The sequence below is a fragment of the Pseudomonas sp. PDM10 genome (assembly GCF_014852295.1).
Classification (GTDB): Bacteria; Pseudomonadota; Gammaproteobacteria; order Pseudomonadales; family Pseudomonadaceae; genus Aquipseudomonas.
This window is the reverse complement of the sequence record NZ_JACVBJ010000001.1, coordinates 254,264-267,548: the sequence shown is the minus strand read 5'-3', so window position 1 is coordinate 267,548 and position 13,285 is coordinate 254,264. Positions and strand designations below refer to the sequence as shown.

The following is a 13,285-nucleotide window of genomic DNA, read 5'->3' as shown; positions in this document are numbered from 1 at the left end:
ACAGAGGTCAGGCTGGGTCCTTTTTGATTCGGAACCAGGCCGCATACAGCGCCGGCAAAAACAGCAACGTCAACGCCGTCGCCACAATCAACCCGCCCATGATCGCCACCGCCATCGGACCGAAAAACACACTGCGTGATAGCGGAATCATTGCCAGCACCGCCGCGAGTGCAGTCAACACAATCGGCCGGAAGCGCCGCACCGTGGCTTCAATAATCGCCTGCCAAGGCTTGAGCCCCGCGGCGATGTCCTGCTCGATCTGGTCCACCAGAATCACCGAGTTACGCATGATCATCCCGGACAGCGCGATGGTGCCGAGCATGGCGACGAAGCCGAACGGCTGACGGAACACCATCAGAAACAAGGTCACACCGATCAACCCCAAAGGCGCCGTCAGAAACACCATCACCGTGCGTGAGAAACTGCGCAGTTGCAGCATCAGTAACGTCAGCACCACCACGATGAAAAGCGGCACACCGGCCTTCACCGAATTCTGCCCGCGAGCTGAGTCTTCCACCGTGCCACCGACCTCCAGCAAATACCCGTCCGGCAGTTCGGCGCGAATCGGATCGAGGGTCGGCATGATCTGCTGTACCAGTGTCGCCGGTTGTTCCTTGCCGTAGATGTCAGCGCGGACCGTTACGTTCGGCAAGCGGTTGCGGTGCCAGATGATGCCTTCTTCGAAGCCGTATTCCAGGGTTGCGATTTGCGACAACGCTACGCTGCGACCGTTGTCAGTCGGCACCGCCAGGCTTGGCAGCAATGACAGTTCGGTGCGTTCGTGCAACGTGCCGCGCAACAGAATCTCAATCAACTCGTTGTCTTCACGGTACTGGCTGACGCTCGAACCGGTCAGCGAGCTTTGCAGGAACTTCGACAGGTTCGCAGTGCTCACGCCAAGCGCCCGGGCGCGGTCCTGATCGACGTTCAGATACACGACTTTGCTCGGTTCTTCCCAATCCAGATGGACGTTGACCACGTGCGGGTTCTCGCGAACCTTGGCGGCCACTTTACGGGCCAGCGCGCGGACTTCCTCGATGTGCTCACCGGTGACCCGGAACTGCATCGGATAACCCACCGGTGGCCCGTTCTCCAGACGTGTCACCCGCGCACGCAGGGCCGGGAATTGTTCCTTGAGGGCTTCGATCAGCCAGGTGCGCAGGGTTTCGCGCTCTTCGATGGTTTTGGCCAGAACGACAAACTGCGCGAAACTCGCGGCAGGAAGTTGTTGATCCAGCGGCAGGTAAAAACGTGGCGAACCGGTGCCGACGTACGCGACATAGTTGTCGATACCGGCGTGATCCTTGAGCAGTGCTTCGAGGCGTTTGACCTCATCGCGGGTGTTGCTCAACGAGGCGCCTTCGGCCAGTTTCAGATCGACCATCAATTCCAGACGACCCGATGCCGGGAAGAACTGTTGCGGCACGAAGCGAAACAGGATGACAGAGCCGATAAACAACACGACCGTCAGGACAATGACCGTCTTGCGTCGCCGTACGCACCATTCCACCAGGCGTCTGACGCGCTGATAGAACGGCGTGCCGTAAGGGTCGGGCTGGCCGCCGCCGGTGCCATGTTTGGCGGCATGAATCTTCGCCAGATCCGGCAAGAGTTTTTCCCCCAGATAAGGCACAAACACAACAGCAGCCACCCACGAGGCCAGTAACGCGATGGTCACCACCTGGAAGATCGAGCGAGTGTATTCGCCGGTACCCGATTGCGCAGTGGCAATCGGCAGGAAGCCGGCAGCGGTGATCAGCGTGCCGGTGAGCATCGGGAATGCGGTGCTGGTCCAGGCGAAACTGGCCGCCTTGATCCGGTCGAAGCCTTGCTCCATTTTGATCGCCATCATTTCCACGGCGATGATTGCGTCGTCCACCAACAAACCCAGCGCCAGTACCAATGCCCCGAGGGAAATCTTGTGCAGGCCGATTCCCAGGTAATACATGCAGGCGAATGTCATCGCCAATACCAAAGGAATCGCCAGCGCGACCACCATGCCGGTGCGCACGCCGAGGGAGAAGAAACTCACCAGCAGGACGATTGCCAGCGCTTCCACCAGCACCTGAACAAATTCACCGACACTGCTTTTCACGGCGGCGGGCTGATCGGAGACCTTGCGCAACTGCATACCGGCAGGAAGGTTTTTCTGGATCCGGTCGAACTCGATTTCCAGCGCCTTGCCCAGCACCAGAATGTCGCCACCGTCCTTCATGGCCACGGCCAGACCGATGGCGTTTTCTGCCATGAAGCGCATGCTCGGCGCTGGCGGATCGTTGAAACCCCGACGCACATCCGCCACATCGGCGATCCGGAAGGTGCGATCACCGACGCGGATCGGGAAGTTCTTGATCTCTTCGACCGTCTGAAAATTCCCCGAGACGCGTAGCTGCAATCGCTCGCTGGAGGTCTCGAAGAACCCGGCGGTGGACACCGCGTTCTGCTCTTCAAGGGCCTGCTGCACCGCCGACAAAGGCAGGCCGAGGGTGGCGAGTTTGACGTTGGAGAGTTCGATCCAGATCTTCTCGTCCTGTAACCCGAGCAAATCGACCTTGCCCACATCCTTGACCCGTTGCAGCTGAATCTGCACGCGGTCGGCGTAGTCCTTGAGCACCGCGTAATCAAAACCTTCGCCAGTCAGGGCGTAGATATTGCCAAACGTCGTGCCGAACTCATCATTGAAAAATGGCCCCTGGATACCCGGTGGCAGGGTTTGACGAATGTCGCTGATCTTCTTGCGAACCTGGTACCAGAGGTCCGGGATTTCCACCGAGTGCATGGAATCACGGGCAACGAACGTCACTTGGGATTCGCCCGGACGGGAGAACGAAACGATGCGTTCGTACTCGCCGGTTTCCATCAGTTTCTTTTCAATCCGCTCGGTGACCTGGCGCGACACTTCCTGCGCCGTGGCCCCCGGCCAGTTGGTCCGAATCACCATGGCCTTGAAGGTGAACGGCGGGTCTTCACTTTGGCCGAGCTTGGTGTAGGACAGTGCGCCGACAATGGCCAGCAAGAGCATCAGGAACAGTACGATCTGGCGATTACGCAGCGCCCATTCAGAAAGATTGAAACCCATCGGGGATTACTCCTTGCCCGCCAGATTGACCACGCGATTGGAGCGATCCACCGGACGCACCTGCTGCCCTTCAAGCAGCACATGGACGCCAGCGGCGACCACCCAATCGCTGGCGTTCAGTCCTTCGAGTACCGGTACGGTTTTCTCGCCGAAGGCACCGACCCGCACCGGGGTTTTCTTCAGGGTGTTGTTGGCATTGACGACCCAGACGTAGGTCGCGCCGTTTTCCGCGGTCAGCGCGGAAAGCGGCACCGACAGCGGCACCACATCGGAGGTCTGAACGAACACCCGGGCACTCTGGCCGAGTTCAGCGGGAACCTTGCCGGCGGTGAAGGAGATACGGGCGGCAAAGGTGCGCGATTTTGGATCGGCAGCGGGCGACAGCTCACGGATGCGCCCGGCGAAACGCTGGTCGGGTTGGGTCCAGAGTTCCACCGACACTGGCTGACCAACCTTGAAGCGGCCAAAGCTCTGCTCCGGCAAGCTGATCAACACTTCGCGTTCGCCATCGGTGGCGAGGGTAAATACGGTTTGCCCCGCCGCCACCACTTGCCCGACTTCAACCGCGCGTTTAGCCACCACCCCATCCTGCGGCGCACGCAGCACGGCGTAACTGGCCTGATTGGTCGAGACGTTGAATTCGGCTTTGATTTGCTTGAGGCGTGCTTCACCGGATCGGTAAAGGTTTTCGGCATTGTCGTACTGCGAACGGCTGACCATCTGACGGTCCATCAGGGTCTTGTAGCGATCACGTTCGGCGCGGACCAGGTTCAGGTTGGCCTCGGCAGCAGCGACCTGGGCACGGGTAGCTTCCAGTTGCAGGCGCACGTCCTGAGGATCGAGCTCCGCCAAAGGTTGGTCGGCCTTGACCCGCTGCCCCTCTTCGACCAGTCGTCGACTGACTTTACCGCCAATGCGAAACGCCAGGTCCGGCTCATACCGTGCGCGGACTTCACCGGGAAAACTTTCTATCGCCTGGGCCGAAGGCTCTGGCTGCACGACCATGGCCGGGCGAACGGTGACTTGGGGCGCCTCTTCGTGACCGCACGCAGACAATAAAAACGCCAGACTGACTGGCAACGCGAGGGGCAAGGCATAGCGGAACATGGTGAAGGACCTTTCGCTAATGGTGCTTGGAATAATTATACTTGGCGGTATGTTATTAATAGCAAACTCACCAGTCCAGTATTAAAAGCGCATATGCCTAACAATCTTTCAGTACCCAACGGCCCTGGCCGTCCCAAGGATCTGGCCAAGCGCCAGGCGATCCTCGAGGCGGCGAAAATTCTGTTTTTGAGCAAGGGTTATGCGAGTACCAGCATGGACGCCGTCGCGGCCGAGGCCGGTGTGTCGAAGTTGACGGTCTACAGCCATTTCAACGACAAGGAGACACTGTTCTCCGCCGCCGTGGTGGCCAAGTGTGAAGAGCAATTGCCGACGCTGTTTTTCGAATTGCCGGACGGCATTGCCATAGAGACGGTGCTGTTGAACATCGCGCGCGGTTTTCATCTGCTGATCAACAGCGACGAATCGGTCAACCTGCACCGGCTGATGATGACGCTGGGCAGCCAGGACCCAAAACTCTCGCTGATCTTCTTCGAGGCCGGGCCTGAGCGCATGCTGCAGGGCATGGAGCGGCTGCTGACCAAGGTTGATCACAGCGGCGCGTTGAGCATCGACAAACCGCGCAATGCGGCCGAGCATTTCTTCTGCCTGCTCAAGGGGGCGGGGAATTTCAGGCTGCTCTATGGATGCGGCGAGCCGCTGACCGGGGATGCGGCCGAGAGCCATGTGCAGGAAGTGGTGGAGTTGTTTATGCGGGCGTATCGGCCTTAGCGATGATCGTTCCCACGCTCTGCGTGGGAATGCCTCAACGGACGCTCCGCGTTCGGCTTTGGATGGGACGCAGAGCGTCCCTGGCTGCATTCCCACGCAGAGCGTGGGAACGATCAGTGTGGATCAGGGCTTCAGCGCCTTCTTCGGATAAATGTCATACCGGCTGGATTTACCGTCCAGCGCATGACTCGGTTTCGGCCCTTCGATGCAGGGCGCCTTGCGCGGGCGCTTGACCACCACCCGGTGGCTGGCCAACGCCAACGCCGCTTCGAGCAGTGCAGGCGCATCCGGGTCATCGCCTACCAGCGGCCGGAACAGGCGCATTTCCTTCTTCACCAAGGCCGTTTTCTCACGATGGGGAAACATCGGGTCGAGGTAGATTACCTGCGGCGGCTCGCCTTCCCAATTGCGCATCACCTCGATCGAATTGCCCTTGAGCAAGCGCATCCGCGCCACAATCGGCGCCACCTCAAAGTCTTCCGCGCCGCGTGCCAGGCCATCTTCAAGCAACGCGCCAATCAACGGCTGACGCTCGATCAGGCTCATCTCGCAGCCCAGGCTCGCCAGCACGAACGCATCTTTGCCCAGCCCCGCCGTGGCATCCAGCACGCGCGGACGCACGCCTTGGGCAACCCCGACAGCCTTGGCGATCATCTGACCGCTGCCGCCGCCGTACAAGCGGCGATGGGCCGCGCCACCCTCGACAAAGTCCACCCGCACCGGCCCCGGTGCGTCCGGGCCCAGTTGCTGCAGCTGCAAACCCTGGTCGCCGACCTGCAAGGCGAACTCACCGTCATCCACCTGCATCGGCAAACCCAGGCGCTCGGCCCATTGCTCGGCCTGTGGCTGAAAAGTCGCGGCCAGGGCCTCGACGTGGATGCGGCAGGCCGCAGGTTGCTCAATCATGAGAAAACACGCTCAAAAAATTAATGATCGGCAAAAACGGCCGATAACAAAACTATCGAGCATTTTGCCAGAGCTGAGCGTCGACCGAGAGAAATGTCAGACATTCAACGCACATCGATAGGCTACATTTCGCGACACGGCGATTTTGGTCTACGAAACTCCCAAGCACTGAGCGGCGTCAGTCACCTGTGGCAGGATTTCTTTGCCCAGGCCCTGGCCGATCAGTCGGGCGATGTCGTACCGGCTTCTCTCAACTTTCCACCGGTTGATCTCGACAGCCCGATCGAACCCACCGTTGGCAGCGAACTGCTGGCACACATCATTTCCCAGCGCGAATGCGATGTGAAAGAAACCGAGGTCCGCCCGCCCGAGCCACTGTTCCTGCCGATTGCCGAGTTCGAAATGGAGCTGGCCGACAAACCTTTCCCACCGTTCCCGGCACAGGAAATCGTCGCTCAACAGAAGCAACAGGACTTCGAAAGCCGTTGGGTCCGCCCGATCGTGCTCACCGCAGGTCAGCCTGTACCGCAAGCAGGTCCAGCGCCACAACCGCGTCCGCTGCACCTGCCAATTGCCGAATTCGAACTCGATCTGCTGGACAAGCCATTCCCGCCGTTCTCGCCCGAAGAACTGGTGGAGCAACAGAAACTACTCGACTTCGATAATGGCTGGGCTCGCCCGATCGTCCTGCAAAACCTGCGCATCGCCGCCTGACCTTCAATGCATCGTCAGCCTTTGAACAATTGATTGGCCTGGGCGTACGGCATGGAACGCGACGTGAATCCGAAGGTGCCCGACGTCTTGATCTCTTCGGCAGCGCGGAAAAACTCGCCATAGGCGGCCAAGGCCAGCGCCGAACCGACGCTGATGCGTTTGACGCCCATTTCGCTCAACTGCTCGACCGTCAATTTCAGTCCGCCGGACATCAACACATTGACCGGTTTCGGCGCCACGGCACGGACCACCGCCAACACGTCTTCAGCGCTGCGCAGCCCTGGCGCATAAAGCACGTCGGCACCCGCCTCGGCAAACGCCTGCAAGCGGCGAATGGTATCGGCGAGATCAGGATTGCCGTGCAGAAAGTTCTCCGCGCGAGCGGTCAACATAAAGGGAAACGGCAAGCTGCGAGCGGCTGCCACGGCAGCCTCGATGCGCGCGACGGCGTGCTCGAAGCAGTAGATCGGCGCTTCTTCACGGCCGGTGGCATCTTCGATAGAGCCGCCGACCGCACCGGCCTCTGCCGCACGCAAAATACTCTGCGCGCATTCGGCTGGATCGTCAGCGAAGCCGTTTTCCAGATCGACGGCGACGGGCAGATCAGTTGCCGCAACAATCGCCCGAACGTTTGCCAGGGTGTCATCCAGCGTCAGTGCGCCATCGGGGCGGGCGTTGGAAAAGGCGTATCCGGCACTGGTGGTCGCCAGCGCTTCGAAACCAAGGCTGGCGAGCATCTTCGCCGAGCCGGCATCCCACGGGTTGGGAATGACAAAAGCCCCCGCGCGTTCGTGCAGTGCTTTGAACGCTTGGGCTCGAAGGGTTTGCGCATCCATTTGGCAGGCTCCTGAAAAGGGCAGGGAATCCGCTTCAGAGCAGGTCAAGTTGCTCGGCAGCGGGCTCTCTGTATAGCTCAGGCAGCGGCGGCAGGCCAGGCAAACGCAGCATCAGTTTTGCGTGAAAACGTTGCGCCAGTTTGGCGGCCAGCAGGTTATCGGCGGTGTGCAGGAAGATATAGGGCGTACGGCCCTCTTCGATCCACACGGCGATTTTCTCGACCCATGGCACCAGGAACGGCTCGTTGGCCTCAAGCTGCGGATGGCCGATGAAGCGCACCTGCGGACATTGCGTGAAGGCCGCCGGACGGGGCGGCACCCTGGGCTTTTTCGATTGGGCGTGAAGGACAGAAGGATCGGTCGATGTGCAGCTGAACAGCGCGCGGGGATCGAGGCAGATACGCTCGACACCGCGATCCAGTAGCAGGCGATTGAGCATTCTCTCGGCATCGCCCTTGGCGAAGAAGTCGTCATGCCGCACTTCAACCGCCAGAGGCCGGTCCACCGCATCAATAAAACCGGCAAGCTCCGACAGTCGCTGCGGCGTAAAACTTTTGGACAGTTGCAGCCACAGCGGTGAAACCCGTTCACCGAGGGGGCTGAGCAATTGCAGGAAGGTGTCGGCAGCGGTCAATTGTTCGCGCAGGTCACCGCTGTGGCTGATGTCGCCGGGGAACTTGGCAGTGAAGCGAAAGTGTTCGGGCATGGTCTCGACCCAACGCTGCACGGTGGTCGCAGCCGGGCTCGCGTGGAAGGTCGTATTGCCTTCCACTGCGTTAAACACTTGGGAATAGAGACTCAGAAATTCGGCGGGTTTTGCGTCTAGCGGATACAGGTAGTCGCGCCAGGCGTTTTCACTCCAGGACGGACAGCCCAGGTAGTAAGGCAACTGCATCAGATGTACAGATCGAGGCCCAGCACATCCGAATCCCAATCGACAAAACCGGCGGTACTCAGGTAGCTGGCCAGGGCCTTCGCGACACTGCTGCTCATGGCGCGGTGATAAAGCATGTCTTGTTGGCGGGCGGGGAGATTACTCAAGCGCTGCGCAGAGGCTTTGGCAGCGCGGGCGGCCATTTGCTCTTCGGATGGAATTTCCTGCTCGCCGTCAATATCGACGTAGTCGTCATCCGCCACAGGGCCTTTGCGAGGCTTGCGCTTGATGGGGTAGGACTGGGAGGGAACGCCGTCTATACGCATGAGTACATGTCCGGTATCAATGATGGCAGTTTAGTGGCGCATAGCCCACTTCGCAAACCGCCGAGTGATAACTAGAACACAGAAAATGGAAAAGGTTTAAAAGCTGGGGATATAAAACGACGATTGGCTACATTCGTTAGATCGCTATCGCGAGCAGGCTCGCTCCCACAGGGTTAGCGCAAAACCTGTGGGAGCGAGCCTGCTCGCGATAAAACCGACTCGGTCTCGGAATTTAGCGCGCTTTGGGGGTCGCGACTTTATCGCGCAAGTACACCGGCTGAGCCTCATCAGCCACAATCGCCTCACCCCGCGCCCAGGCAAAACGCGCCAGGGTCAGCAGATCTTCAGCGTGAGGCAACATGCCTGCATCCTGCCCGGTCAGGCTGACGGCGATGCGCTCGGCATAACCCCAGCCAGTGCCAGCGCCAAACCACTCACCACTGGCGTCAGCCGGCAACGCGGCCACTTCCGGCGGCAGCACCGCTTCATTGCCGACCAGCCGCATCTCCCCCGCCGTTTCGCGGTAGCAACCCCAATACACTTCGTCCATGCGCGCATCAATGGCGGCCGCGACCTGGCTCACGCCATGTTCGCGATAGGCCCGCTGCGCCAGCACGGCCAAGTTCGACACCGGCAACACCGGGCGATCCAGCGCAAACGCCAGCCCCTGTACCACGCCGATGGCGATCCGCACGCCGGTGAACGCCCCCGGACCCCGTCCGAAAGCAATTGCATCGACCGCTTGCAGGGTGGTCCCGGCATCCGCCAGCAACTGCTGAATCATCGGCAGCAACTTCTGCGCATGCAAGCGCGGGATCACCTCGTAATGGCTCGTGACTTTGCCGTCATGCAGCAAGGCAACGGAGCAAGCTTCAGTCGCGGTGTCCAGGGCCAGCAAGGTGCTCATCGATGTTTCCGTAAGAGAGGTCAGAAAAAGTGCGCCAGTATAAACAACTACGGCCCGCAAGCGGGCCGTAGAAGATGAAGCGTTTTTTTAGCTCAGTGCTTCAAGCACTTTGCCGGTGATCGCTTCAACCGAGCCAACACCTTCGACGTGGCTGTACTTCGGTTTGCCTTGAGCGACGGACAGCTCCTGGTAAAACTTCACCAGAGGCTCGGTCTGGGCGTGGTAGACCGACAGGCGATGACGCACGGTTTCTTCAGTGTCGTCTTTGCGCTGCACCAGCTCGTCGCCGGTGATGTCGTCTTTACCGGCAATTTTTGGCGGGTTGTAGACGATGTGGTACACGCGGCCGCTGGCCTCGTGAACACGACGGCCAGCGATTCGCTGAACGATGTCTTCGTCTTTAACGTCGATTTCCAACACGTGGTCCAGCTCGACGCCGGCTTTCACCAGGGCTTCAGCCTGAGGAATGGTGCGCGGGAAACCGTCGAACAGGAAACCGTTGGCGCAATCAGCCTGGCTGATGCGTTCCTTGACCAGGTTGATGATCAGGTCATCGGAAACCAGACCACCGCTGTCCATGACGCTCTTGGCGATCAGGCCCAGCTCGGTGCCGGCCTTGACCGCCGCACGCAACATGTCACCAGTGGAGATTTGCGGAATGCCGAATTTTTCGGTGATGAACTTTGCCTGAGTACCTTTACCGGCCCCGGGAGCTCCCAGCAGAATGACGCGCATCGATGTGCTCCTCAATTTTTTATATAGATAACGTCAGATTCGCCTCGTGGGGCCAATCTCAAAAAAAGGGTCGTGACCGCCCAAACGGTCAAAGGCTGATCAAGATACACAGCAGGCCCGGACCACACAAGCCGCCGAAAGTCGGAGAAACCCGCGCCTGATGTGGCCTTTCGTCGGGGTAACCCTAGTCGCAACCCCATCACTAACTGTCGCCTGGCAGCACATTTCAACCCCTCGCCCACAGGCAACTCGACGCTCGCGCCGAGCGCCTTGACCCACGACGAAAACCTTAGCCGGTATTACGCAAACCGGCGGCAATCCCCGCCACAGACACCAGCAGCGCTTGTTCTACCGGGCTGCCCTGCGCCACTTCCTGTTGTCGCGAACGCGCCAACAACTCAGCCTGCAATAGATGAAGAGGGTCGAGGTAAGTGTTGCGCAAGCGGATGAATTCAAGCGTGGCTGGGCTATGTGCCAGTAGCTGCGACTGACCGGTCAGCCCCAGGACCACCGAGCAGGCCTGCGACAATAGGTCGCGTAAATGCGCACCCAAAGGGAGCAGATCCGGCTCGACCAAGCGCTCATCGTAGGACCGGGCGATATCGGCATCGGCCTTGGCCAACACCATTTCCAGCATATCGATGCGCGTGCGGAAGAACGGCCACTGCTCGCGCATCTGCCCCAGCAGCTCGCCTTCGCCACGCTCCAGCGCCTTGCTCAACGCCGCTTCCCAGCCGAGCCACGCCGGCAACATCAGACGCGTCTGGGTCCAACCGAAGATCCACGGGATCGCCCGCAGGCTTTCAATCCCGCCGGCGCGGCGCTTGGCCGGGCGACTGCCCAGCGGCAAGCGTCCCAGTTCCTGCTCTGGAGTGGACTGGCGGAAATACTCAACGAACTGCGGATTTTCCCGCACCACGGCGCGGTAAGCGCTGACACCGTCAGCGGCCAATTCGTCCATCAGATTGCGCCAGGCAGGCTCTGGTGGCGGCGGTGGCAGCAAGGTCGCTTCCAGTACCGCCGCCAGGTACAGATTGAGGTTCTGCTCGGCAATGTCCGGCAGGCCGAATTTGAAACGAATCATTTCCCCCTGCTCGGTGGTACGGAAACGCCCTGCCACCGAACCCGGTGGCTGCGAGAGAATCGCCGCGTGTGCCGGGCCGCCGCCGCGCCCCACGGTGCCACCGCGACCGTGGAACAACAGCAGTTCCACTTGTTGCTCGCGGCAGATGTCGACCAAGCGCTCCTGCGCCCGATACTGCGCCCAGGCAGCCGCCGTCGTGCCGGCGTCCTTGGCCGAGTCGGAGTAGCCAATCATCACTTCCTGCGGCCCTTGCAGGCGCGAGCGATAACCGGGCAACAGCAGCAGTTTTTCGATCACCGGGCCGGCGTTGTCGAGGTCGGCAAGCGTTTCGAACAGCGGCACCACGCGCATCGGCCGCAACACGCCAGACTCTTTGAGCAGCAGCTGCACGGCCAACACGTCGGAAGCCGCGCCGGCCATGGAGATCACATACGAACCGAGCGATGCGCTCGGTGCTGCAGCGATTTCCCGGCAGGTCGCCAGCACCTCAGCGGTGTCGGCCGATGGCTTGAAGTACGCCGGCAACAACGGCCGGCGGTTGTTCAGTTCGCGCATCAGGAAAGCGATGCGCTCTTCCTCGCTCCAGTCCTCGTAGCGTCCCAGGCCCAGGTAATCGGTGATCTCGGTCATGGCCGCGGTATGTCGCGTCGAGTCCTGACGCACATCGAGCCGTACCAGGAACAGCCCGAACGTCACCGCCCGGCGCAGGCAATCGAGCAGCGGCCCATCAGCGATCACGCCCATGCCGCATTCATGCAGCGAGTGGAAGCACAGCTCCAACGGATCAAGCAGCTCGCGGTTGTTTTGCAACACATCGGCGGGTGCCGGCGTGGTCTGCGTCAAGGAGGCGTGAGCCCAGTTACGCGTCGCGCGCAGGCGTTCACGCAGCTGTTTCAGCACCGCACGGTAAGGTTCGGCGCTGTCCCCGGCCTTGGCCTTCAAGTCATCGCTGGCCTGTTGCATCGACAACTCGGCCGCCAGGTGATCGACATCGCGCAAGTACAAGTCCGCGGCCATCCACCGCGCCAGCAGCAAGACTTCACGGGTCACGGCGGCGGTCACGTTGGGGTTGCCATCGCGGTCACCGCCCATCCACGAGGCAAAGCGAATCGGCGCTGCCTCCAGTGGGAGGTGCAGGCCCGTGGCGTCATGCAGGGCTTTATCGGCCTTGCGCAAATAGTTGGGGATCGCCTGCCACAGCGAATGCTCGATCACCGCAAAGCCCCACTTGGCTTCATCCACGGGGGTTGGGCGGGTGCGGCGGATTTCTTCGGTGTGCCAGGCTTCGGCGATCAGGCGCTGCAACTTCGTCTGGATCTGCTCGCGCTCGGCGGTGGTCAGGTCGCGATGGTCCTGGGCGGCCAGTTGCGCGGCAATGGCGTCGTATTTCTGGATCAGCGTGCGGCGCGCGACTTCGGTCGGGTGCGCGGTGAGGACCAACTCAATCTCCAGCCGTCCCAGTTGCCGGGCCAGGGATTCGGCACCATGGCCTTCAGCACTCAGGCGGGCGAGCAATTCCGGCAGCACCCTCGCTTCGAACGGCGCAGGCTGTGACTCTTCGCGACGGTGTATCAGCTGATATTGCTCGGCGATATTGGCCAGGTTGAGAAACTGGTTGAACGCCCGCGCCACCGGCAGCAACTCTGCTTCGCTCAATTGGTTGAGGCTGGCGCTCAGTTCAGCGTCCATCGAACCGCGACGGTCGGCCTTGGCGCCTTTGCGGATCTGCTCGATCTTGTCGAGAAAACCGTCCCCGTACTGTTCACGAATGGTGTTGCCCAACAGTTCACCCAACAGGTGAACATCCTCGCGCAAGCGTGCATCAATATCGGTCATCAGCAGTTCTCCAGCGAAAATCCGGGTGACTTGAGGTCCATGCTCTTGGGTTAGAGAGTGCCGCTGTGAAGCGGTTCTTACAAGCGGACGAGGATGGGAATGCTGTTCGCCTGAGAAAGTTTGGGATTGGGATTGGGATTGGGGTTGAGGTT

The 13,285-nt window shown here is 60.6% G+C and carries 11 protein-coding genes; 2 read left to right on the top strand and 9 right to left on the bottom strand.

Going from position 1 to position 13,285, the window contains the following annotated elements; all coding sequences use genetic code 11:
- Positions 1 to 7: 7 nt before the first annotated feature.
- Together IB252_RS01245 and IB252_RS01240 are read right to left on the bottom strand one after the other, a co-directional pair.
- Positions 8 to 3,079, bottom strand: a complete 3,072-nt coding sequence (locus tag IB252_RS01245; protein ID WP_192406350.1) for an efflux RND transporter permease subunit — start codon at positions 3,077 to 3,079, stop codon at positions 8 to 10.
- Between the two features lie 6 nt (positions 3,080 to 3,085).
- Positions 3,086 to 4,186, bottom strand: coding sequence for an efflux RND transporter periplasmic adaptor subunit (locus IB252_RS01240; RefSeq protein ID WP_192406348.1), 1,101 nt, complete (start codon positions 4,184 to 4,186; stop codon positions 3,086 to 3,088).
- A 93-nt stretch (positions 4,187 to 4,279) separates the two neighbouring features.
- Here IB252_RS01240 and IB252_RS01235 point away from each other — a divergent pair, with 93 nt between their 5' ends.
- Positions 4,280 to 4,915, top strand: coding sequence for a TetR/AcrR family transcriptional regulator (locus IB252_RS01235; RefSeq protein ID WP_192406347.1), 636 nt, complete (start codon positions 4,280 to 4,282; stop codon positions 4,913 to 4,915).
- 123 nt (positions 4,916 to 5,038) lie between these two features.
- Here IB252_RS01235 and IB252_RS01230 read toward each other — a convergent pair whose 3' ends face one another.
- Positions 5,039 to 5,821 carry a class I SAM-dependent methyltransferase gene (locus IB252_RS01230; protein WP_008146717.1) on the bottom strand — a complete coding sequence of 261 codons (783 nt, stop codon included), beginning with the start codon at positions 5,819 to 5,821 and terminating at the stop codon, positions 5,039 to 5,041.
- 93 nt (positions 5,822 to 5,914) lie between these two features.
- Here IB252_RS01230 and IB252_RS01225 point away from each other — a divergent pair, with 93 nt between their 5' ends.
- Complete coding sequence (locus tag IB252_RS01225; RefSeq protein ID WP_192406345.1) at positions 5,915 to 6,535, top strand: energy transducer TonB; 621 nt, start codon at positions 5,915 to 5,917, stop codon at positions 6,533 to 6,535.
- A 14-nt stretch (positions 6,536 to 6,549) separates the two neighbouring features.
- On the opposite strand, the gene IB252_RS01220 is transcribed toward IB252_RS01225, so the two are convergent.
- From IB252_RS01220 to ppc, 6 genes are all read right to left on the bottom strand, one after another.
- Positions 6,550 to 7,371: an isocitrate lyase/PEP mutase family protein gene (locus IB252_RS01220; protein WP_134101798.1), complete on the bottom strand. Its 822-nt coding sequence runs from the start codon at positions 7,369 to 7,371 to the stop codon at positions 6,550 to 6,552.
- A gap of 34 nt (positions 7,372 to 7,405) precedes the next feature.
- The gene (locus tag IB252_RS01215; RefSeq protein ID WP_192406344.1) at positions 7,406 to 8,266 is read right to left on the bottom strand and encodes a DUF72 domain-containing protein; all 861 of its coding nucleotides are present in this window, start codon (positions 8,264 to 8,266) and stop codon (positions 7,406 to 7,408) included.
- On the bottom strand, positions 8,266 to 8,571 hold the full coding sequence (locus IB252_RS01210) for a hypothetical protein (RefSeq protein WP_076029904.1): 306 nt from the start codon (positions 8,569 to 8,571) through the stop codon (positions 8,266 to 8,268). The genes IB252_RS01215 and IB252_RS01210 overlap by 1 nt, the downstream gene beginning before the upstream one ends.
- A gap of 232 nt (positions 8,572 to 8,803) precedes the next feature.
- Positions 8,804 to 9,478 (bottom strand): tRNA (adenosine(37)-N6)-threonylcarbamoyltransferase complex dimerization subunit type 1 TsaB, encoded by a 675-nt coding sequence (gene tsaB / locus IB252_RS01205; protein ID WP_095128123.1) that lies wholly within the window; start codon positions 9,476 to 9,478, stop codon positions 8,804 to 8,806.
- 87 nt (positions 9,479 to 9,565) lie between these two features.
- Positions 9,566 to 10,213, bottom strand: a complete 648-nt coding sequence (gene adk, locus IB252_RS01200; protein ID WP_074879776.1) for an adenylate kinase — start codon at positions 10,211 to 10,213, stop codon at positions 9,566 to 9,568.
- A 289-nt stretch (positions 10,214 to 10,502) separates the two neighbouring features.
- The gene (gene ppc, locus IB252_RS01195; RefSeq protein WP_192406342.1) at positions 10,503 to 13,133 is read right to left on the bottom strand and encodes a phosphoenolpyruvate carboxylase; all 2,631 of its coding nucleotides are present in this window, start codon (positions 13,131 to 13,133) and stop codon (positions 10,503 to 10,505) included.
- Positions 13,134 to 13,285 lie beyond the last annotated feature (152 nt).